The sequence below is a fragment of the Novosphingobium sp. genome (assembly GCF_036820275.1).
Classification (GTDB): domain Bacteria; phylum Pseudomonadota; class Alphaproteobacteria; order Sphingomonadales; family Sphingomonadaceae; genus Novosphingobium.
On the sequence record NZ_DAISLT010000012.1, the window covers coordinates 19,096 to 39,079 of the forward strand.

Annotated in this window: 25 protein-coding genes; 16 read left to right on the forward strand and 9 right to left on the reverse strand. The window is 65.7% G+C overall.

All coding sequences use genetic code 11. From position 1 onward, the window contains the following. Positions 1-307: 307 nt before the first annotated feature. From V7066_RS11460 to V7066_RS11500, 9 genes are read left to right on the forward strand one after another with little or no spacing between them, the layout of a single operon-like run. On the forward strand, positions 308-745 hold the full coding sequence (locus V7066_RS11460; RefSeq protein ID WP_334183171.1) for an SUF system Fe-S cluster assembly regulator: 438 nt from the start codon (positions 308-310) through the stop codon (positions 743-745). After that, positions 746-2,284: a Fe-S cluster assembly protein SufB gene (gene sufB / locus V7066_RS11465; RefSeq protein WP_334183172.1), complete on the forward strand. Its 1,539-nt coding sequence runs from the start codon at positions 746-748 to the stop codon at positions 2,282-2,284. It begins immediately after the preceding gene. Positions 2,285-2,330: 46 nt separating this feature from the next. Beyond that, positions 2,331-2,825, forward strand: a complete 495-nt coding sequence (locus V7066_RS11470; RefSeq protein ID WP_334183173.1) for an endonuclease domain-containing protein — start codon at positions 2,331-2,333, stop codon at positions 2,823-2,825. A 2-nt stretch (positions 2,826-2,827) separates the two neighbouring features. Then, on the forward strand, positions 2,828-3,583 hold the full coding sequence (gene sufC, locus V7066_RS11475) for a Fe-S cluster assembly ATPase SufC (RefSeq protein WP_334183296.1): 756 nt from the start codon (positions 2,828-2,830) through the stop codon (positions 3,581-3,583). Continuing rightward, positions 3,580-4,317, forward strand: coding sequence for a SufD family Fe-S cluster assembly protein (locus V7066_RS11480; protein ID WP_334183174.1), 738 nt, complete (start codon positions 3,580-3,582; stop codon positions 4,315-4,317). Before sufC ends, V7066_RS11480 begins: the two co-directional genes overlap by 4 nt. Beyond that, positions 4,314-5,513 carry an aminotransferase class V-fold PLP-dependent enzyme gene (locus tag V7066_RS11485; RefSeq protein ID WP_334183175.1) on the forward strand — a complete coding sequence of 400 codons (1,200 nt, stop codon included), beginning with the start codon at positions 4,314-4,316 and terminating at the stop codon, positions 5,511-5,513. Before V7066_RS11480 ends, V7066_RS11485 begins: the two co-directional genes overlap by 4 nt. Next, positions 5,510-5,977: an SUF system Fe-S cluster assembly protein gene (locus tag V7066_RS11490; RefSeq protein ID WP_334183176.1), complete on the forward strand. Its 468-nt coding sequence runs from the start codon at positions 5,510-5,512 to the stop codon at positions 5,975-5,977. The genes V7066_RS11485 and V7066_RS11490 overlap by 4 nt, the downstream gene beginning before the upstream one ends. Beyond that, positions 5,977-6,486, forward strand: a complete 510-nt coding sequence (locus tag V7066_RS11495) for a GNAT family N-acetyltransferase (RefSeq protein ID WP_334183177.1) — start codon at positions 5,977-5,979, stop codon at positions 6,484-6,486. Before V7066_RS11490 ends, V7066_RS11495 begins: the two co-directional genes overlap by 1 nt. Beyond that, entirely contained in the window at positions 6,483-6,851 is a 369-nt protein-coding gene (locus V7066_RS11500) for a HesB/IscA family protein (protein WP_334183178.1), read from the forward strand. The genes V7066_RS11495 and V7066_RS11500 overlap by 4 nt, the downstream gene beginning before the upstream one ends. A 5-nt stretch (positions 6,852-6,856) precedes the next feature. Here V7066_RS11500 and V7066_RS11505 read toward each other — a convergent pair whose 3' ends face one another. Beyond that, complete coding sequence (locus tag V7066_RS11505) at positions 6,857-7,291, reverse strand: hypothetical protein (RefSeq protein WP_334183179.1); 435 nt, start codon at positions 7,289-7,291, stop codon at positions 6,857-6,859. 154 nt (positions 7,292-7,445) lie between these two features. Here V7066_RS11505 and V7066_RS11510 point away from each other — a divergent pair, with 154 nt between their 5' ends. Next, positions 7,446-8,450: an adenosine kinase gene (locus V7066_RS11510; RefSeq protein WP_334183180.1), complete on the forward strand. Its 1,005-nt coding sequence runs from the start codon at positions 7,446-7,448 to the stop codon at positions 8,448-8,450. Positions 8,451-8,670: 220 nt separating this feature from the next. Then, positions 8,671-9,078: a hypothetical protein gene (locus tag V7066_RS11515; protein ID WP_334183181.1), complete on the forward strand. Its 408-nt coding sequence runs from the start codon at positions 8,671-8,673 to the stop codon at positions 9,076-9,078. Positions 9,079-9,084: 6 nt separating this feature from the next. Here the strand turns inward: V7066_RS11515 and V7066_RS11520 are convergent, their stop codons facing one another. Together V7066_RS11520 and purD are read right to left on the reverse strand one after the other, a co-directional pair. After that, positions 9,085-9,696 carry a hypothetical protein gene (locus tag V7066_RS11520; protein WP_334183182.1) on the reverse strand — a complete coding sequence of 204 codons (612 nt, stop codon included), beginning with the start codon at positions 9,694-9,696 and terminating at the stop codon, positions 9,085-9,087. Continuing rightward, positions 9,686-10,972 (reverse strand): phosphoribosylamine--glycine ligase, encoded by a 1,287-nt coding sequence (gene purD / locus V7066_RS11525; RefSeq protein WP_334183183.1) that lies wholly within the window; start codon positions 10,970-10,972, stop codon positions 9,686-9,688. Before purD ends, V7066_RS11520 begins: the two co-directional genes overlap by 11 nt. Before the next feature lie 5 nt (positions 10,973-10,977). Here purD and xseA point away from each other — a divergent pair, with 5 nt between their 5' ends. The 4 genes from xseA (at position 10,978) to V7066_RS11545 (ending at position 14,641) form a co-directional block, all read left to right on the forward strand. Beyond that, positions 10,978-12,483 carry an exodeoxyribonuclease VII large subunit gene (gene xseA, locus V7066_RS11530; RefSeq protein WP_334183184.1) on the forward strand — a complete coding sequence of 502 codons (1,506 nt, stop codon included), beginning with the start codon at positions 10,978-10,980 and terminating at the stop codon, positions 12,481-12,483. Between the two features lie 27 nt (positions 12,484-12,510). Then, a complete protein-coding gene (locus tag V7066_RS11535) occupies positions 12,511-12,714 on the forward strand; it encodes a DUF2093 domain-containing protein (RefSeq protein ID WP_185998315.1) in 204 nt (67 codons plus the stop codon). Continuing rightward, a complete protein-coding gene (locus V7066_RS11540) occupies positions 12,711-13,583 on the forward strand; it encodes a M23 family metallopeptidase (protein WP_334183185.1) in 873 nt (290 codons plus the stop codon). Before V7066_RS11535 ends, V7066_RS11540 begins: the two co-directional genes overlap by 4 nt. A gap of 77 nt (positions 13,584-13,660) precedes the next feature. Beyond that, a complete protein-coding gene (locus V7066_RS11545; RefSeq protein ID WP_334183186.1) occupies positions 13,661-14,641 on the forward strand; it encodes an esterase-like activity of phytase family protein in 981 nt (326 codons plus the stop codon). Between the two features lie 140 nt (positions 14,642-14,781). On the opposite strand, the gene rpmB is transcribed toward V7066_RS11545, so the two are convergent. After that, on the reverse strand, positions 14,782-15,072 hold the full coding sequence (gene rpmB / locus V7066_RS11550) for a 50S ribosomal protein L28 (protein ID WP_021233867.1): 291 nt from the start codon (positions 15,070-15,072) through the stop codon (positions 14,782-14,784). 118 nt (positions 15,073-15,190) lie between these two features. On the opposite strand from rpmB, the gene V7066_RS11555 reads away from it, so the two are divergent. Beyond that, the gene (locus tag V7066_RS11555) at positions 15,191-15,646 is read left to right on the forward strand and encodes a nucleoside deaminase (protein WP_334183187.1); all 456 of its coding nucleotides are present in this window, start codon (positions 15,191-15,193) and stop codon (positions 15,644-15,646) included. A 7-nt stretch (positions 15,647-15,653) separates the two neighbouring features. Here V7066_RS11555 and V7066_RS11560 read toward each other — a convergent pair whose 3' ends face one another. The 5 genes from V7066_RS11560 to V7066_RS11580 all read right to left on the reverse strand — a co-directional run bounded on the left by V7066_RS11560 (position 15,654) and on the right by V7066_RS11580 (position 19,917). Then, a complete protein-coding gene (locus V7066_RS11560; protein WP_334183188.1) occupies positions 15,654-16,088 on the reverse strand; it encodes a hypothetical protein in 435 nt (144 codons plus the stop codon). 82 nt (positions 16,089-16,170) lie between these two features. Next, on the reverse strand, positions 16,171-17,031 hold the full coding sequence (gene nadC, locus V7066_RS11565) for a carboxylating nicotinate-nucleotide diphosphorylase (RefSeq protein ID WP_334183189.1): 861 nt from the start codon (positions 17,029-17,031) through the stop codon (positions 16,171-16,173). A 102-nt stretch (positions 17,032-17,133) separates the two neighbouring features. Next, positions 17,134-17,931 (reverse strand): LytR/AlgR family response regulator transcription factor, encoded by a 798-nt coding sequence (locus V7066_RS11570; RefSeq protein ID WP_132269936.1) that lies wholly within the window; start codon positions 17,929-17,931, stop codon positions 17,134-17,136. A 46-nt stretch (positions 17,932-17,977) separates the two neighbouring features. Next, complete coding sequence (locus V7066_RS11575) at positions 17,978-19,141, reverse strand: sensor histidine kinase (protein WP_334183190.1); 1,164 nt, start codon at positions 19,139-19,141, stop codon at positions 17,978-17,980. Positions 19,142-19,206: 65 nt separating this feature from the next. Beyond that, positions 19,207-19,917: a DsbA family protein gene (locus V7066_RS11580; protein WP_334183191.1), complete on the reverse strand. Its 711-nt coding sequence runs from the start codon at positions 19,915-19,917 to the stop codon at positions 19,207-19,209. Positions 19,918-19,984: the final 67 nt, after the last annotated feature.

A 19,984-nucleotide genomic window follows, 5' to 3' on the forward strand; every position in this document is an offset into this window, starting at 1 on the left:
TGTCGCAATTATACAATAAATTGGCGGAGGGGCGGCATAAACGGGACTTGCGACCCGAAGGGCTCGTAGCGGGATGCGCACGAGTTCTTTATTACCTAACGGCGGTTCCCGATCTGATCGGGGGCCGCCTTCTTTTATCGGGAATCGCCTGCACGGCGCTGGAAGCGATTGTTTTGCGACAGGTCCATCGGTTTTGTCGCAAGAACCCCTGCGAAACGCCATTGAAACCGGAGGGGTCCTGCACTAGGTGGCACAAATCGGAAAGATTTGATCCACTTTAACCGCAAGAGACGCGAAAGCCGCTGATATGCGCCTGTCCAGCATGGCCGACTATGCCGTTGTCATCATGTCCGCCGCGACTCGGCACTCGGGAACTTGCGCGCATCACCCGGAAGATTCGCGGTTGAGCCGCATCTCGGCGGCGCAGCTTGCGGAAGATACCGGCCTTCCCGCACCGACGGTGCAGAAGCTGGTGAGCAAGCTGACCGCCGCGGGATTGCTGCAATCGACCCGCGGCGTGGGCGGAGGGCTGAAACTGGCCCGCGCCCCCGAAACGATTTCGATTGCGGATATCGTCGAGGCAGTGGAAGGGCCGATCGCGCTCACCGCCTGTCTCGAACAGGGCAAGCACGAATGTACGCTGGAAGGCGGATGCAGCGTGCGCCCGCACTGGCCGCAGGTAAACGCGGCCCTGCGCGGCGCATTGGCGCAAGTGGTCCTGACCCAGCTCGTCGAGGAAGTATGAATGACTGAGGAAACCTCCCCCGAGGGCACCATCGAGGTGCGCGAAGTCCATGGGGACGATCTGCGTGACGTCGAAGTGCGCGATCAGGCCGCGCGCGAGGCTGCGGCCCGCGTGGCCGACTACGAGCACGGCTGGGTTGCCGACATCGAGCAGGAATATGGCCCCAAGGGCCTGTCCGAGGACACCATCCGCTTCATCTCGGCCAAGAAGGACGAGCCGGAATGGATGCTCGAATGGCGCCTGAAGGCCTATGCCAGGTGGCTGGAGATGACTCCGCCCGACTGGGCCAAGCTGAACGTGCCGCCGATCGACTACCAGGAAGCCTACTACTGGGCCGCGCCCAAGAAGAAGCCTTCGCTGTCGAGCCTCGACGAGGTCGATCCCGAAATCCTCAAGGTCTACGAAAAGCTCGGCATTCCGCTGGAGGAGCAGAAAGTGCTCGCCGGCGTCGAGGGCGCGCGCAAGGTGGCCGTGGACGCGGTGTTCGACTCGGTCTCGGTCGCCACCACCTTCCGCAAGGAGCTGGAGCAGGCGGGCGTGATCTTCCGCTCGATCTCCGAGGCGATCCGTGAATATCCGGAACTCGTGAAGAAGTGGCTGGGCAAGGTCGTGCCCGTGCAGGACAACTACTTCGCGGCGCTGAACTGCGCGGTCTTTTCGGACGGCACTTTCGTCTACATCCCGGAGGGCGTGCGCTGCCCGATGGAGCTGAGCACCTATTTCCGCATCAACGCGGAAAACACCGGCCAGTTCGAACGCACGCTGATCGTCGCCGACAAGGGCGCCTACGTCTCCTACCTCGAAGGCTGCACCGCGCCGATGCGCGACGAGAACCAGCTTCACGCCGCCGTGGTCGAACTGGTCGCGCTGGAAGATGCCGAGATCAAGTACTCGACCGTGCAGAACTGGTACCCCGGCAATGCCGAGGGCAAGGGCGGCATCTACAACTTCGTGACCAAGCGCGGCCTCTGCCAGGGCGCCCGCTCGAAGATCTCGTGGACCCAGGTGGAAACCGGCTCCGCCATCACCTGGAAGTACCCCAGCTGCGTCCTCAACGGCGAGGATTCGGTGGGCGAGTTCTACTCGGTAGCCGTCACCAACAATTACCAGCAGGCCGATACCGGCACCAAGATGATCCACAACGGCAAGGGCAGCCGCTCGACGATCATCTCCAAGGGCATCTCGGCCGGCAAGAGCAACAACACCTATCGCGGCCTCGTCCGCGTGGCCGCCAATGCCGAGGGCGTGCGCAACTTCACCCAGTGCGATTCGCTGCTGCTGGGCAAGGAATGCGGCGCCCACACTGTGCCCTATATCGAGGTGCGCAACCCCAGCGCCCAGATCGAACACGAGGCGACCACCAGCAAGATCAGCGACGACCAGCTGTTCTACGCCATGCAGCGCGGGCTCGACACCGAGCAGGCGGTGGCGCTGATCGTCAACGGTTTCGCCAAGGAAGTGCTCCAGCAGCTGCCGATGGAATTCGCCGTCGAAGCGCAGAAGCTGCTGGGCATCAGCCTTGAAGGAAGCGTGGGCTGACGATGGCCCGCTTCCATACACGCAAGACATTCAAAGGAATCCCCGCATGACCGCCGCCCGCAAGACCCTCGGCATCAGCAAGGACGCCGCGCCGAAGGCGGACGCCAAGGCCAGCTTCAACGTCACCGGCGCGCGCCTCGAAACGCTCAAGGAGCGGGCCAAGGAAATGCGCCGCAATCCCAGCGATGCGCAAAAGGCACTCTGGGCGGAACTCTCCGGTTCGAAGCTGGGCGGCGTGAAGTTCATTCGCCACTCGGTGGTCGGATCGACCATCGTCGATTTCGCCTGCCCCTCGCGCTGGATCGTCGTGCAGCTCAGCCCCGAGGATTCCAACCCGGACGTGAACGAGTTGCAGGACCGCAAGCTGATCGAAGTGGGCATTCGCGTGCTGCGCTTCTCCGAAGACGAAGTGCTCGACCGCATCGAAAGCGTCGTGCGCGAGATCACCACTGAACTCAACGTGCCTTTCGACAAGCGCTCCGCGCGTCGGAAGGCCGGTGCCACTGCCACCCCTCGCTTCGATGAGGGCGCCGAAGGATGACCATGCTCAAGATCGATAACCTTCAGGCCAATGTTGCCGACAAGCCGATTCTCAAGGGTCTCTCGCTGACGATCAATCCGGGCGAGATTCACGCGATCATGGGGCCGAACGGCGCGGGCAAGTCGACGCTGGGCTACACCCTCGGCGGCCGTCCGGGCTATGAAGTGACCGGCGGATCGGTCGATTTCCTGGAGCAGGACCTGCTCGAACTGGAACCGCACGAGCGCGCCGCCGCCGGACTGTTCCTGGGCTTCCAGTACCCGGTCGAGATTCCCGGCGTCTCCTTCGTCCAGTTCCTGCGCGAGGCGGCCAATGCCCAGCGCAAGGGCCGGGGCGAGGAACCGCTGTCGGGCGGCGAATTCCTGAAGCTGGCGCGCGAAAAGGCGGGCCTGCTGCGCATGGACATGGACATGCTGAAGCGCCCGGTGAACGTCGGCTTCTCCGGCGGCGAGAAGAAGCGCGCCGAGATGGTGCAGATGGGCATCCTCGATCCCAAGCTGGCGATCCTGGACGAGACCGACTCCGGCCTCGACATCGACGCGCTGCGCATCTGCGGCGAGGGCATCAATGCGATCATGCGCGCGCCCGACAAGGCCGTGCTGCTGATCACCCACTATCAGCGCCTGCTGGACTACGTGAAGCCGGACTTCGTGCACGTCCTCGCGGCGGGCCGGATCGTCAAGACCGGCGGCCCGGAGCTTGCGCTGCGGCTTGAGGAAGAGGGCTACGAAGCCGTCGTGCAAGAGACCGCCGCATGAGCGAAGTCGCTGCTCTCCCGACGCGGAAGCACGAAGACTTCCGCTATTCCGACATCGACGCGCTGGCCGGTGTCTGGCCGATCGCGCGCGAGGAGATCGTCGTGGCCGATGGCGGTGACGAGTCGCTCCAGATCGTCGAGGACGGCGCTGCCGCAGTGGCCCGCCACCTCGTGATCTCGCTGGGCAAGGGCGCGAAGTTCGATCTTCGCGTGCTCTCGGCGGGGCCCGTCTATGGCCGCATCGCGGTCGACGTGCGGCTGGCCGAAGGCGCCGACTTCACGCTGGGCGCGGCGCAGCTCGCCACCGGCAGCGAGACGCTGGAAGTCGTCACCGAAGTCACCCACGCCGGGCTGAACGCCACGTCCAGCCAGATCGTGCGCACCGCGCTGGCGGGCCATTCGGTCGGCACCTATCTCGGCCGCATCGCGGTGGAGCGCGGAGCCGACGGCACCGATGCCGAACAGTCGGTCCGCGCCATGCTGCTGGACCGCACGGCCACCGCCAATGCCCGGCCGGAGCTGGAAATCTACGCCGACGACGTCAAGGCCGCCCATGGCTGCGCGGTGGGCGAACTCGACGCCAACGGGTTGTTCTACCTGATGAGCCGTGGTCTCACTCCGCCCGAAGCCAAGCGCCTGATGCTCCAGGCCTTCATCGCCGAAGCCTTCACCGGCGCCCCCGGCGAAGCGGAACTGAGCGAGGCCGCCATCGCCCGGCTGGAGCAGATCCTGTGAGTACCGATACGCTCGTCCTCAAGGACCAGTTCCCCGGGCTCGCCGGAAACTGGCACTACCTCGACACCGGCGCGACCGCGCAGAAGCCGCAGGCAGTGATCGACGCCACCGTGAATGCACTGGGCCGCGACTATGCGACCGTGCATCGCGGCGTCTATGCCCGCTCGGCCGAAATGACGCTGGCCTTCGAGGCCGCGCGCCGCAAGGTTGCCGCATTCCTGGGCGGGCACGAGGACGAGATCGTCTTCACCCGCGGCGCGACCGAGGCGATCAACCTCGTGGCGCAGACCTGGGGCATCGAAAACCTGAAGGCGGGCGACCGCATCCTGCTTTCGACGTTGGAACATCACTCCAACATCGTGCCGTGGCAGCTGCTGCGCGACCGTACCGGCGTCGAGATCGACGTCTGCCCGTTGACGGCAGACGGCCGGATCGACCTGGAAGCGGCCGAACGCATCCTCACCCCCGCGCACAAGCTGGTGGCCTTTGCCCACGTTTCCAATGTGCTGGGTTCGGTGCTTCACGTGGAACATGCCGCGAAGCTGGCGCACGCGGTCGGCGCGAAGCTGCTGATCGACGGTTGCCAGGCCGCCCCCCGCATTGCGCTCGACGTGACCGCGATGGACTGCGACTTCTACGTCTTCTCCGCGCACAAGCTCTATGGTCCCACCGGGATCGGCGCGCTCTGGGCGAGGAAGGCGCTGCTCGATGCCATGCCCCCGTGGCAGGGCGGCGGGTCGATGATCGACCGCGTCACCTTCGAGAAGACCACTTACGCCCCGGCGCCGCAGCGTTTCGAGGCGGGCACGCCGATGATCGTCGAAGCCCTGGGCCTTGCCGCCGCCATCGACTGGCTGACCGCGCAGGGCCTCGACCGGGCCGAGCGCCACGAACGCAATCTGGCCGCGAAGCTGCGCGCCGAACTGGCCCGGCGGAACGACGTCACCCTGTTCGGCCCAGCCGATTCGGTCGGCATCGTTTCTTTCGCGATGGACGGGGTGCATCCGCACGACCTCGGCACCATATTGGACGAAGAAGGCGTCGCGATCCGTGCCGGCCACCACTGCGCACAGCCGCTGATGGACCACCTTGGCGTTCCCGCCACGGCCCGCGCCAGCTTCGGCCTCTACAGCGACGACAGCGATATCGAGGCGCTCATGAAGGGTATCGAGCGCACCCGGAGAATTTTTGGATGAACGACGAGAAGCCTAGTTTCACGGTCGAGGAAGTCGATTCGGTGAATCCTGCCCCGCGCGCACGCGTCGAGGACGTGCCTGTTCCTGTCGAACGCAAGCGTGACTATCTGGACGGATTCCTCGCCGAAAAGCCGCAGGGCATCGACCCCGCCCAGCCCGGCGGCGCGATCTACGACGGCGTGATCGACGCGCTGAAGGAAATCTTCGACCCCGAGATTCCGGTCAACATCTACGATCTCGGCCTGATCTACGGCGTCGAAGTCTCGCCCGAGGCTTCGGTGGCAGTGACGATGACGCTGACCACGCCGCATTGCCCGGTGGCGGAATCGATGCCCGGCGAAGTCGAGATGCGCGTGGCCGCCGTACCCGGCGTGCGCGATGCCGAGGTCAATCTCGTCTGGGACCCGCCGTGGGACATGGCGAAGATGTCGGACGAAGCGAAGCTCGAACTGGGCATGCTCTGATGGCGACGCTTGCCCCCACCCTGACCGCGGAAGTCACTGTTCGTCTGGCGGACTATGCCGACGCGGCCGATGCCGCGCGCGTGGTCGCGCTGCTGGACAGCTATGCCCGCGATCCGATGGGTGGAGGCAAGCCGCTGTCGGAAGACGTGCGCGAGCGGCTGGTGCCCGGCCTTGCCGCGCACCCCGGCGCCTTCTCGCTGCTGGCCTTCGCCGGTGACGAGGCGCGGGGTCTGGCAAACTGCATCACCGGATTCTCGACGTTCGCCGCGCGTCCGCTGGTGAATATCCACGACATGGCCGTGCTGCCCGAGGCGCGCGGCAAAGGTCTGGGCAAGGCACTGATGCTCGCGGTAGAGGCAGAGGCCCGCAAGCGCGGCGCCTGCAAGATCACGCTCGAAGTGCTGAGCGGCAATGACACGGCCAAGGGCCTCTATGCCGCGCTCGGCTACGGCGACTACGCGCTGGACCCGCAGGCGGGCACCGCGCTGTTCTGGGAAAAGAAGCTATGACCACCACCACTGAAGTGAAGCCCGTCCGCCAGCGTCCGGCCGCCGTGCTCCTCACGCCCAATGCCGAGGCCCGCATCGCCAAGCTGATGAGCGAAGCGCCCGAAGGCACGATCGGCGTGCGCCTCTCCACCCCGCGCCGGGGCTGCTCGGGCCTGGCCTATTCGGTGGACTACGTCAGCGAGGAAAAGGCCTTCGACGAGAAGATTCAGACCCCCGGCGGCCTGTTCTACATCGACGGCGCCTCGGTGCTCTACCTGATCGGCAGCACCATGGACTGGGTGGAAGACGATTTCACCGCCGGATTCGTCTTCGCGAATCCGAATGCCAAGGGCTCGTGCGGCTGCGGCGAAAGCTTTACGGTTTAAAATACCTACTTGCGCAGCGCCGCGATGCAGGCTGCGCGATCGACATCCTGCCCGTCCGAAACCCGCCGCGCGTCGATATAGGACGCGCGCGGCTCCTTCGCGGAAGTCGAGGGATAGAGGTAGATGTCCAGCAGGCAGGCCTTGCCGGTGAACTGCAACTTGCGCGCATCGCCTTCCCAGACGTTGAGACGCGGCTCCCCGAACATCCGCACGAGCTGGCTTTCGTTCGATCCGATCACCCCTTCGGCACCCGGAATCGCCTGAAAACTGGGATCGCGCGCGGTATGGGTGGGCTGTCGGACATTGGGAATCTGCGTTCCGCGCTTGGGCGGATGCGGCGTGCTCGCCACCCCGCCGCCGGACGTGCTGGCGCACCCCGCGAGCAAGACCGCTAGCCCCGCGGCCGCGAGGGCGCCCCGGATGCGGGTTGGCTGAATCATCGAAATGCCAGTCGGCGCCGAACGGTCGTGAGTCATGATCGCGCCCCGCATCGCCCGCCCCCGGAGCGCTGTCAACTCTCGCCGCGCTTGCGAAGCGGCGGCCCGCGCGCTACGCGCGGTACAACTTCCAGACAATCCAAGGACTCCTTTTCGCATGGCTGAACCCACCGTGCCGCCCACTTTCGACGTGATTGCCATCGGCAATGCCATCATCGACGTGATCGCCAACTGCAACGACGCGCTGATCGAGGACCTCGGCCTCTCGCGCGGCGGCATGATGCTGATCGACGCCGAGCAGGCCGAGAGCCTCTACGCCGCCATGGGCCCGGCCCGCGAGATCTCCGGCGGTTCGGCCGCCAACACCCTGGCCGGCCTCGCCGCGCTGGGCGCCAAGTGCGCGTTCATCGGCCAAGTCGCCGACGACCAGCTGGGCGAAGTCTTCACCCATGACATCCGCGCCGGTGGCATCGCCTTCGACGTTCCGGCCCGCGTCGGCATCCCGACCGCGCGCTGCCTGATCTTCGTGACGCCGGACGGCCAGCGCACGATGAACACCTTCCTGGGCGCATCGCAGCACCTGCCCGCCGAAGCGCTGGACGAAACCGCCATCGCCAACGCCGCCGTGCTCTACCTCGAAGGCTACCTCTGGGATCCCGAGGAACCGCGCGCCGCGATGCGCAAGGCCATCGAAGCCGCCCGCGCCGCCGGTCGCAAGATCGCCTTCACCCCGTCGGAATGCTTCGTGATCGACCGTCACCGCGCCGACTTCCTCGACCTGATCGAGACCGGCAAGATCGACGTGCTGTTCTGCAACGAGCACGAGATGGCCGCCCTTGTCGGCCATGACGATTTCGAAAAGGGCATCGCCCAGCTCGCGCCGCAGATTCCCGTGCTCGTCGTCACCCGCGGCGCCGAAGGCGCGGTCGCGATCTCGGGCGGCCAACGCGCCGAAGTCGGTGCCGAGGCGATCGATCGCGTCGTCGACACCACCGGCGCGGGCGACCTCTTCGCCGCCGGCTTCCTGTTCGGCCACGTGCGCGGCAAGAGCCTCGAAGAGTGCCTCCAGTACGGCGCGATCTGCGCCTGCGAGATCATCTCGCACTACGGCGCCCGCCCCGAGGCCGACCTCAAGGCGCTGATCGCCGAGCGCGTCGGCTGATTTCGCCAAGCCTCAAAAACCAGGAAGGGCTCCGTTCGCAGGAACGGGGCCCTTTTTGCATTTCGTCGTCCCGAACCTGATCCGGGACGACGTTGACGCCCCTCTGTTTCCGCGACAGTCTGTCCATCCTTCCAAACGGAGCGCCGAAGGCCCACCACGCGCGCGAGGACGCGAAACGTCTGGCGCTGGCCGTCAGCCTGCTGATCGAGGAACAACCTGCATGAACTTGCGCGAAGCCCTGTCGGTGCGCATCCACGTCCCGGTCTCGCCGGAGAGTTTCCGGGCCATGCTCGCGGGCGATATCGCCGCCGGAGAGCGCGATCCCGTCCTCGCCGCAATCCTTGCCATCGTGCGCGAGGACAATCCGCTGGGAGATTTCGATCTCTACAAGGGCGTCGCGGAAATCGGACTGGGCTGGGAGAGCTTTACGCCGGGGCCGGACGCTAGACCCACGTTCGGAGAAGCGGCCCTGACCAGCCTCTCGCCCACCGTGATTCTCGCGGTCCATGCCCCGTGCAGCGAGGAAGACCCCGGATTCCTGGAAGCCATGGACCGCATCCTGGCCGTCCATCCCTGGGAAGTCCCGGTGATCGAGATCGCCCCGACCTGGCTCGCCGAACGGGGTTAGGCGGGTTCAGTAGGTATCGGGCGGCGGCGGTGCCTGAGCGGGCATCAGCTGCGACAGATTTTGGGGCTGAGCGCCCGGCTGGTTTTGGGGCTGAGCGCCCGGCTGGTTTTGGGGCTGAGCGCCCGGCTGGGCCGACTGGAAACGCGCCAGACACTCCGCCTTGCGCTGCTCGCGCGCGTCCGAATAGCTCTGCGCCGTCTGTCCGGGCAGCGCGCAGTCCCGTTCCGGCCGGACCGGCACTTTGGCGCGGCAGCCGTCCTCGGTCGCGAAGAGATTGTCGGCACAGTCGGCCAGAGCCGCCAGGTCCGCATCGTGCTGCGCGCGGCAGCTCGCAGTCCAGCGCTGCTTGTAGGAGAGTTCCGCGAAGTTCAGGCAGTCCTGATATTCCTGCTGTGCGGCTTCCTGACGGCGCGACTGCTCGGCCTGCTCGCGCTGCTGCGCCTTGGCCTGGGCGTCCTCCTGCTTCTGCCGGGCTTCCTGCACCGCCAGTTCGCGGGCTTCCTGCCGGGACGCCTGTCCGGGCAGGAAAATGCCGTAGTAGAAGCCCACCCCGGCGCCGGCGAACACCGCCGCCGCCGCCAGCGCGACCTTCAGGATCGAGTCCGCCTTACTGGCCATGGGCTTTCTCACGGGCCACTTCACGCCAGCCGATGTCGCGGCGGCAGAAGCCGGTGGGAAAATCGAGCGCATCCACGGCGGCATAGGCCTTGGCCTGCGCCTCGGTGACCGAAGCCCCGCGCGCGGTCACGTTGAGCACACGACCACCACTGGCGACCAGCACGCCGTCATTCAGCGCCGTGCCCGCATGGAAGACCTTGGCATCCTTCGCCTCGGCCGCCGCAATGCCGCCGATCGCGCCGCCCTTCTCGGGCGTGCCGGGATAGCCGTTCGCAGCCATCACCACGGTCAGCGCGGTATCGTCACTGAAGCGCGGCGGCTGGATGGCGGCCAGACGATTGTCCGCGCAGGCATGGAGCAGTTCGACGAGATCGGATTCAAGGCGCAGCATCATCACCTGGCACTCGGGATCGCCGAAGCGGCAGTTGTATTCGATCAGCTTGGGGCCTTCGTCGGTCAGCATGACGCCAAGGAACAGCACGCCGGAGTAAGGCGTGCCCTCGTTCTCAAGCTGGCGCACGGTCGGCGCGATGATGCGTTCGAGCACTTCGGCTTCCAGCATCGGCGTCAGCACCGGAGCCGGGCTATAGGCGCCCATGCCGCCGGTGTTCGGGCCGGTGTCGCCGTCTCCCACCCGCTTGTGGTCCTGCGCGGAGGCGAAGGGGACGATGGTGGAACCGTCGGTCAGCGCGAAGAAGCTGGCTTCCTCGCCTTCCATGAACTCCTCGATCACCGCCTCGGCGCCGGCCTCTCCGAAGCGGCCCGAGAAGATCTCGCGCACGGCTTCCTCGGCCTCGACCATGGTCATGGCCACGGTCACGCCCTTGCCTGCCGCAAGGCCGTCCGCCTTGATGACGACCGGGGCGCCGAACTTCGCCAGCGCCGCCATGGCATCGGCTTCGGTCGAAACGCGGTCGTAACCGGCGGTGGGAATGCCCGCGCGCTCGCAGAGGTCCTTGGTGAAGCCCTTCGAACCTTCGAGCTGGGCCGCCGCCTGACTCGGGCCGAACACCGAAAAGCCTTCCGCGCGCAGGGAATCGGAGAGACCATCCACCAGCGGCGCTTCCGGGCCGATCACCACGAGGCCGACGACATTGGCCTCACAGAAGGCGATGACCGCCGCATGGTCGGTGACATCAAGGTCGATGCAGCTTGCCACGTCGGCAACGCCCGGATTACCGGGGGCAGCCCAGAGCGTCTCGCAGAGCGGGGATTGCGCCAGCTTCCAGGCCAGCGCATGTTCGCGGCCGCCCGAGCCCAGAAGAAGGATGTTCATTAGCCGTGCCTTTCGATGACGACGAATATGACGATGGTCGTTCGGGTGGGCTGGTAGCGAAGCAAGCGGCCGGGGACAACGCTGCGCCGCTCTCGATCAGCGAGATTTCGAACCTTTTAAAACGCACCGTGGAGGACCGCTTCGGCTTCGTGCGCCTGCGGGGCGAGCTTTCGGGCGTGAAGCGGGCGGCATCCGGCCACCTCTATTGCGCGCTGAAGGACGACAAGGCGGTGATCGACGGCGTCATGTGGCGCGGCGGCGCGCAGCGGCTCGCCTTCCGCCCCGAAGACGGCGTGGAAGTGATCGCCACCGGCAAGCTGACCACCTATCCCGGCCGCTCGAAATACCAGATCGTCATCGAAACGATGGAGATCGCGGGCGAAGGCGCCCTGCTGGCGCTGCTGGAAAAGCTGCGCGCGCGCCTCGCCGCAGAAGGCCTCTTCGCCCCCGAGCGCAAGCGCGAGCTGCCGTTCCTGCCGCAGGTCATCGGCGTGGTGACATCCCCCACCGGCGCAGTGATCCGCGACATTCTCCACCGGCTGGACGACCGCTTCCCCAGCCACGTCCTCGTCTGGCCGGTGCTGGTGCAGGGCGAAGGCTCGGCGCAACAGGTCGCCAATGCCGTGCGCGGTTTCTCCGCGATCCAGCCCGGCGGCCCGGTGCCGCGTCCCGATCTGGTGATCGTGGCGCGCGGCGGCGGGTCGATCGAGGACTTGTGGTCGTTCAACGAGGAAATCGTCGTGCGCGCCGTCGCCGAATCGTCGATTCCGGTGATTTCCGCCGTGGGCCACGAGACCGACACCACGCTCTGCGACTATGCGGCGGATCGCCGTGCCCCCACCCCCACCGCCGCCGCCGAAATGGCCGTGCCGGTGCGTCTGGATCTGGCCGCCACGCTCGACGAACTGGCCTATCGCAAGCGCCGTTGTGCGCTCCGCCCGGTCACGCTGGGCCGCGAGCGTCTGGAAGCGCGCGTCCAGCGCCTGCCCAAGCCGGAAGCCATCCTTGCCGCCAAGGCCCAGAAGCTGGACGACCTGTCCGAACGCCTGCGCCGGGGCCTGCGCGACGAAGCCGCCGCCAAGCGCGAACAACTGAGCCGCACCGCCTCGCGCCTTTCTCTGCCGCTGCTGCGTCACCGCATGGAGCGCAGCGAGGAGCGACTGTCCCGCACCGGCCTGATCCCGCGCCTGCTGACCCGCCGCTGGACCATGGCGCGCGACGGCCTTGCGCCCGTGTCCCGCGTCCTGCCGCAACTCGACCCGAAGCGCCCGCTGGAGCGGGGTTATGTCCTCGCCAAGGGGCCCGACGGACGTGCCCTCACCAGCCGTGAAGCCGCCGCCCGGGAAGCACTGCTGACGCTGGAGTTCCGCGACGGCGAACTGACGGTGGCCGTGGGGTCCGAGGCCCCTGCCCCGGTCGCCAAGGCCCCCGAACCCACCCCTGAGGCGAGCGCCGCGAAGCGCCCAGCAAGGCCGAAAGCGGACGAGACGAGGCAGGGCGATTTGTTTTGACCGCCGCGCTCTGCTAGGATTTCGCCCATGCTTATGTCTTCTGCCGACCGCCCCGCCAAGCTCGCCTACGGACCCAACGGATTCCGGGTGTTGAGCGGCGGACATTTCGTGCTCTGCGCCGTCACCGGCGAGAAGATTCCGCTGGAGGAACTCCGCTACTGGAGCGCCGAATTCCAGGAACCTTACGCCTCCGCCGAAATCGCCACCAAGCGCCTCACCGGAAAGGCATGAACGCCCGCAAGGTTCTGCCGCCCGCGCTGATTTTGGGCGGTGCGGTCGTCGCCTCGGTTCTGGCATGGGCCGGGTTGGGCGCGCAATCGACCGCCTCCGTCGCTGCGACTTCCGGAAACCTGACTTACAGCGGCGAGCTGACCGAGGGCGGCTGGATGCGCGGCAAGGCCCCGGCCGGCACGAGCGCGCTGGCGCTGAACGGCCAGCCGGTGTCGATCGCCTCCGACGGTGCCTGGTTCGCCGCCTTTGACCGGGACGCGGGCACCATCGCCACGCTCACTGCGACGCAGAACGGCCGCAGGATCTCCCAACCCGTCTCGGTCTCGCCGCGCGCGTGGCAGATCGAGAACATCAATATTCCCCGCAAGCCCGGCGGCGCGACGGAAGCCTTCATGGCGATTCGCCGCCCCGAGCTGGACCGCATCAATGCCGCCCGCACCATGAAAACGGACGCGCAAGGCTGGCGGCAACACTTCATCTGGCCCGCAAAAGGGCGGATTTCCGGCCGTTTCGGCTCGCAGCGTATCTATCGGGGCGAACCGGGCGCCTATCATTCGGGTCTCGACATCGCCACCGGCACCAGCGGCACGCCTTTCGTGGCTCCCGCCGACGGCGTGGTGATCCTCGCCGCCGAGAAGCCCTTCACGCTCGAAGGCAACCTGCTGATGCTGGACCACGGCATGGGGCTAAACAGTGCCTTCCTGCACTGCTCGCAGATTCTGGTGAAGCAGGGCGATCACGTCCGGCAGGGGCAGGTCATCGGCAAGATCGGCATGTCCGGCCGCGCGACGGGGCCGCATCTGCACTGGTCGATCAAGTGGAACGAGGCCCGGCTCGACCCGATTCTCTTCACCGGACCGATGAACTGAACGACCAATCGGGGCGATTCCGGGCAGTTACGCCGAAACCGGGTTGCGGGCTTCGCGGGAATGCTTATCCCGCCCCTGTGCGCCGCGCCATTGCCCTTCTCGTCCTGCTGGCCCTGCTGCCGCTCACCTGGGGGCACGCGCCGCATCAGCCGAAGTTCAAGCGCTTCGAGCTTTCCTTCAGCCCACTCCCCCTGCCGCCCGCCGCGCAAGCGAAGCCGCGCCTCGGCGCGTTCCGGCTGGAAGAAGTCTGGCAGGCGCATAGCCGCACCCACTCGTTCGGCTCCTACTCGGCCCTCCTGCTCCGCTCCGGCGGAACGATGCTGGCGATCAGCGATTCGGGCGGCTTCCTGGAGTTCAAAGCGCCGGGCCAGTCGCAGGCGGAAAGCCGCATGGGCGACCTGCCCCTCTCCAGGGACGCGGACAAGGCCGCTCGCGATGTCGAATCGGCAACGCAGGACGAACACGGCATGATCTGGCTGGGTCTGGAGGGGCGCAACGCCATCTACCGGATGAATCCGGACTACAAGATCGAGCGCAAGGCCAGTCCGGCCATCATGAAGGACTGGGGCGTGAATTCCGGTCCCGAAGCGCTGACCCGCCTGCACGACGGCCGATTCGTGACGCTGCGTGAAGGCTATGTGGGCTGGAGCGACCACTTGCACCAGGCCGCGCTGTTCGGCGGAGACCCCACCGAGCACCCGGACGGACAGGGCTTCACGCTGGATGCGCCCACGGGTTTCAGTCCGACCGACATGGCGCAATTGCCGGATGGCCGTCTGCTGATCCTGATGCGGCGGCTGATCTGGCCCATGCCGCAGCGCTTCGCAGGCCGCATCGCGATCGGCGACCCGAGGGCGATTCGCCCGGGTGGAACCTGGAAGGTCACCGAAGTGGCGCGACTGTCTTCCGACCTGCCAATCGACAATTTCGAGGGAATCGCCATCGCCCCCCGGTCTGACGGGCGGGTGACCGTATGGCTGATCTCGGACGACAACTACTCGCCGCTCCAGCGCACGATACTCTGGAAGATGAGCGTGGACCCGGCCGACCTGCCTTAAGCGAAACAAGTTCAGGATGACGTGGGTTCATACGCAGCCCCAGCCACGAAGATCCCGGACACGCAAAAAGGCGCGCAAGCCAGCTTGCACGCCCTTCGCGAGACTCTGCATTTCACGCTCCCCTGAGGGAGCGCGAAAAATCAGGCTGCTACGGCCTGGGTCTTCTTCAGCTCGCGCTTCACCTTGAGGGCGCGCGTCGAGAGCTTGGCATCCGAGGTCTTCAGCAGCCAGTTGTCGAGGCCACCGTTGTGCTCGACCGAGCGCAGGCCGTGGGTCGAGACGCGGAACTTGAAGCTGCGCTCAAGACCGTCCGACAGCAGCGTGACGTTCTGAAGGTTGGGAAGGAAGACGCGCTTGGTCTTGTTGTTGGCGTGGCTGACGTTGCAGCCGACCTGGCGGCCCTTGCCGGTCAGTTCGCAGATGCGGGACATGTCTCTAACTCTCGCTCGAAAAAATTCTGTGGCCGTAGAAACGGGAAGGCGCGCCCTTAGCGATTCCCGGGGGGAAGGTCAAGTTGCGCACAGCTTTTTGAAGGTCTAGCGCTTGGCCATGACCCGTTGGCCTCTCCCCGAATACATGGAACTCGCGCTCGCGCAAGCGCGGGAAGCCGCCGATTCCGGCGAAGTGCCGATCGGCGCGATCGTCGTGAAGGACGGAAAGGTGATTGCCACCGGTCGCAACGGCCCGCGCGAGCGCCATGACCCTACCAGCCATGCCGAAATCGAGGCGATTCGCGCCGCTGCACGGATTCTCGGCAACGAACGGCTGGAGGGATGCGAGCTATGGGTGACGCTGGAGCCCTGCGCCATGTGCGCGGGCGCGATCGTCCACGCGCGAATCGCCCGGCTCTATTACGGCGCCTCCGATCCGAAAGGCGGCGCAGTCGAACACGGCGCGCGGGTGTTCGAACACGACCAGTGCCTCCACAAGCCCGAGGTCTATTCGGGAATCGGCGAATCGGAAGCCGCACAGCTGCTGCGCGGCTTCTTCCGGGCGAAGCGGTGATCGGCGATCAGCTGAAGATGCTTTCGTCGTCCGCTGCCGCACCGCCCTTGCGGGCGAACCATGCCTTGGCGTCCGCGCGGAACAGGAACACCACTGCGATAATCTGAAGCACGGTGATGACCACGACGGCGGCCGTGCTCAACAGCCCGCGTCCGGCCAGTGTCGGCAGCGTGGGAAGCGTCATGAGCACACCCAGCACGGTCAGCACCGTCAGGATCCACTTCGCCACGTTGCTGGCGTTGCGGGAAATGAAGAACCACAGAAGCAAAATCAGCGCGAAGCTGAACACCTGGACACCCACGACGAAGCCCAGCCCCAGACCGGATCCCGCGATCCTCGGATCGGACAGCGTGTCCTGCATCGAAAAGGCGGAATTTATTACCGCCAGCACCAGAGAGCCGAGATAGAAGCGATCGAACTGGATGATGGAATTCGGACGCACGTCGATGTCCCCCTATTGACCCCATCCGCACTGGAAGGGGTCTGCGGAACATGGAGGAGCGCTACCGCGTTCGCAACCGCCTCTAAAGCGGCGAGAAATCCAACCCGATATCGGCAGCAGGCGCGCTCTGGGTGAGGCGGCCGACGGAGACGTAGGTCACGCCCGAAGCAGCAATCGCGCCGATGGTGGAGAGGTTCACCCCGCCCGAGGCCTCGGTCGGCACGCGCCCGGCCACGATGGCCACGGCCTCGCGCAGCTTGTCCGGCCCCATGTTGTCGAGCAGCAGATGATGCGCCCCGGCAGCGATGGCCGGTTCGATCTGGTCGAGGTGGTCGACCTCGCAGATGATCTGCGACACGCCCGCCGCCCTTGCGCGGGCCACCGCCGGACCGACACCGCCCGCGACGAGGACGTGGTTGTCCTTGATCATCGCCGCGTCCCACAGGCCCATGCGGTGGTTGCGGGCGCCGCCCATGCGGGTTGCGTACTTTTCGAGGTGGCGCAGGCCGGGAATGGTCTTGCGGGTGTCCAGCAGCGTCGCGTGCCCGGCCATGGCGTCCACATATTCGCGGGTCATCGTCGCGATGCCGGAGAGGTGCTGGACGGTGTTGAGCGCGCTGCGCTCGCCGGTCAGCATGGCGCGGGCATTGCCGGTGAGGCGCATGAGCTTGGTGCCCGGTTCGACGCGGGCGCCTTCCTCGACCAGAACCTCGATCTCCATCGCCGGATCGAGCTTGCGGAAAAAGGCTGCGGCGATCGGCAGGCCGGCGACGGTTATCGCATCGCGCGAATCCATCACCCCGGAGAACCGGGCATCGGCCTCGATCACGCTTTCGGAGGTCACGTCGCGGCCACCGCCCGGAAGGCCGACGCCGAGATCCTCGGCCAACGTTGCATCGACGAAAGTGGCGAGGTCGAAACCGGGGATCGCGAATGTGCTCATGACCCGCGTCTTTCGCGCGTTCGAATCGGATTGTCGAGGGCTACGAAAAAGGGCGCGGAGATCGTCTCTCCACGCCCTTCTCAAAACTGGCCGTTTTCGAAATCAGTGAACGAAGCGGGCGATCACGTCGCGGTAGGAGCGGCTGACCTTCACTTGCGCACCCGAATCGAGCACCAGGAAGCATTCACCGTTGGTGTGCGGCTTGACCTGACGAACCTGGTTGAGGTTGACGATGGTCGAGCGGTGGACGCGCTGGAACACGCGCGGATCGAGGCGGCGTTCGAGGTCCTTCATCGTTTCGCGCAGGATCAGCGAATTGTCGGCGGTGCGGATGCACATGTAGTCGCCGGCGGCTTCGATATGCTCGATCGAATCGACGTCGATCCGGAAGATCTGGCCGCGATCCTTGATGTTGATGAGCTTTTCGTAGCGGTCCGCGTTGGGATCGCTTTCCTCGGGGATGTGCTCGATCGCGTCGGGGGCCACTTCGGCCAGCACCGTCTTGAGCTTTTCCGCCTCGTCCGACGAGCGCTTCTCGGCCAGGCGCTGGCGCACGCGGGCGAGCGTGTCGTCGAGCTTGGTCTCGTCCACCGGCTTCATCAGGTAGTTCACCGCGTTCGCCTCGAAGGCGCGGACGGCATGTTCCTGATAGGCGGTGACGAAGACGAAGAGCGGCGGCTCAATCTCCATCACGCCCTTGACCACCGAGAAGCCGTCGAAACCGGGCATCTGGATGTCGAGGAAGACGAGGTCGGGCTTTTCGGTCTTGATCTTGCGGATGGCCTCGCGGCCGTTCGAGCAGGTATCGATGATCTCGACATCCGGATACTTCTCCAGGCGAAGCTGAAGGCCCTGAATGGCGAGTTTCTCGTCGTCGACGAGGATGGTGCGAATGGTCATCAGTTACGTTCTCCGGCCCGGCTAACGCTTGTGGGCCAAATATGTTTCATCGCGCGGCGAAAACAGGCTGCCGCGGCTGCTCGATCATGTCTTCCGGGGTGGGTTGGCGTTCTGCGGGGAGTTCGATGAGCACGGCGAAGCCGCCTTCGATCGGCTCTAGCGTCTCGAACCGGTGATGCTCGCCATAGGCCTGGGAAAGACGGTCGCGGATATTCGCCAGGCCGACGCCAGTGGAGACCGGCTCCCCTCCATCGTAAGTCATGCCCGACAACCTGTTGTCGGTCGTCGGACTTTGCAAGCCCGGCCCGGTGTCCGAGACGGTGATGCGAAGCATCGGCCCGACGAGTTGCGTGACGATCGTGATCTCCGCCCCGGATTCCTGCGGAGTCACAGCATATTTGATCGAATTTTCGACCAGCGGCTGGAGCAACAGCGAGGGCAGAAGGCAGGTCTCGGTTTCCGGGTCGATGTTGAAGGTGGTGCGCAGGCGTTCCTCGAATCGCATGAGTTCGATGTCGAGGTAGAGCTTCAGCGTCTCCACTTCGGTCGCCACCGTCACGCGGGCCGAGGGCTTGTTGATGAGGGTGTAGCGCAAGAACGAGGACAGGCGGCTGAGCATGGCGTTGGCCGGCTCGGTCTGCTTGAGCAGCACCAGCGTCGAGATCGAGTTCAGCGTGTTAAACAGGAAATGCGGGTTGAGCTGGTAGCGCAGCATGGCCAGCTGGGCCTGCGTCGCCTGATTCTCCAGCCGGATCATCTGGTCGTTCTGCTCTTCCACCTGGAGGTAGAAGTTGATCGCATAATAGAGTGCCGACCAGGCCCCCAGCAGGGTGGCATCCAGGTAGAAGATCCCGAGGAACAGCTGGGTGAAGCTGGAATCGCTGTCCGTGCGGTAGAGCGAGACCACCCAGGCATCGATGAAGGCGTGAAGCCCCACCGCGAAAGGCAGGATCAGCGCCGTCACGCCCCAGGTTATCAGCGCCCGCTTGGTGATCAGCGAACGATAGACGACCGACAGCACCAGCGAGATCGAGAAGCCCGTGACCGTCGCGATCAGCACCAGGACCAGCGAGGACAACGGCTGGGCATTGGCGATCGTCGACATGGTGCGAAGCAACATCGCACCGCTCCAACCGACGAACTGAAGGCGCCAGAAGGCCTTGTCCTTGTTGGCAAAGAACGGAATGGGCTGGATCGGCAGGACGCTCATGAGCGCTTCCTAGCCGAATTCTTACCGAAGCGGAAACTCTCGAAAACGGCGCGCCTCCGTTGCCGTCAGCTCTTTTTGCCGCCGCCCCTCGCTTCGGCGACTGCCTGCGACAGCTGATCGACGCCGACCGCGCCGGAAATCAGCCGTTCGCCTGCCACCCAACTCGGCGTACCGCCGAATCCGAGCCTTCCGGCGATTTCCAGGTTGCGCGACAGTTCCTGCTCCACGGCCGGCCCTGCCGCGACCTTGCGGGCGCGCTCCATGTCGAGACCGGCCTTCTGCGCGGCGGCCTTGATGCTCTGGCCGTCCACCTGGCCCATGGCGAACATGGCGTCGTGGAACTGCGGGAACTTGCCCTGCTCGGCGGCGGCGAGCGCCATCTTGGCGGCGGCGGGGCTTTCCGGGCCGATGATCGGCAGTTCGCGCACGACGATGCGCAAGTCCGGATTGCTCTTCAGAAGCTGCGCCACGTCCGGCAGACTGCGGCGGCAATAGCCGCAGGCATAGTCGCTGAATTCGACCAGCGTGACCTTGCCGTTCGGATTGCCCAGCACCGCGCCGGGGAACGGCGTCTCAACGTTCTGGCGGACGCCGGAAAGCTGCTGGCTGGCCTGCTTGCGCTGGAGATTGTCCATCGCCTGGGGCACGATCTCGGGATGTTCGAGGATGTAGTCATGCACGACTTTCTCGACCGCGATGCGGCCGCCGAACCAGCCGCCGATACCGACCAGAGCGACGCATCCGGCGATCACTGCGAACTTCGTGCCATTACCCATCGTCGTCGAAAATCCTGTAGAGTTTAGGGTTCGCCCTTAGCGGAGGTCGGCCCCGACGGCCATAGCC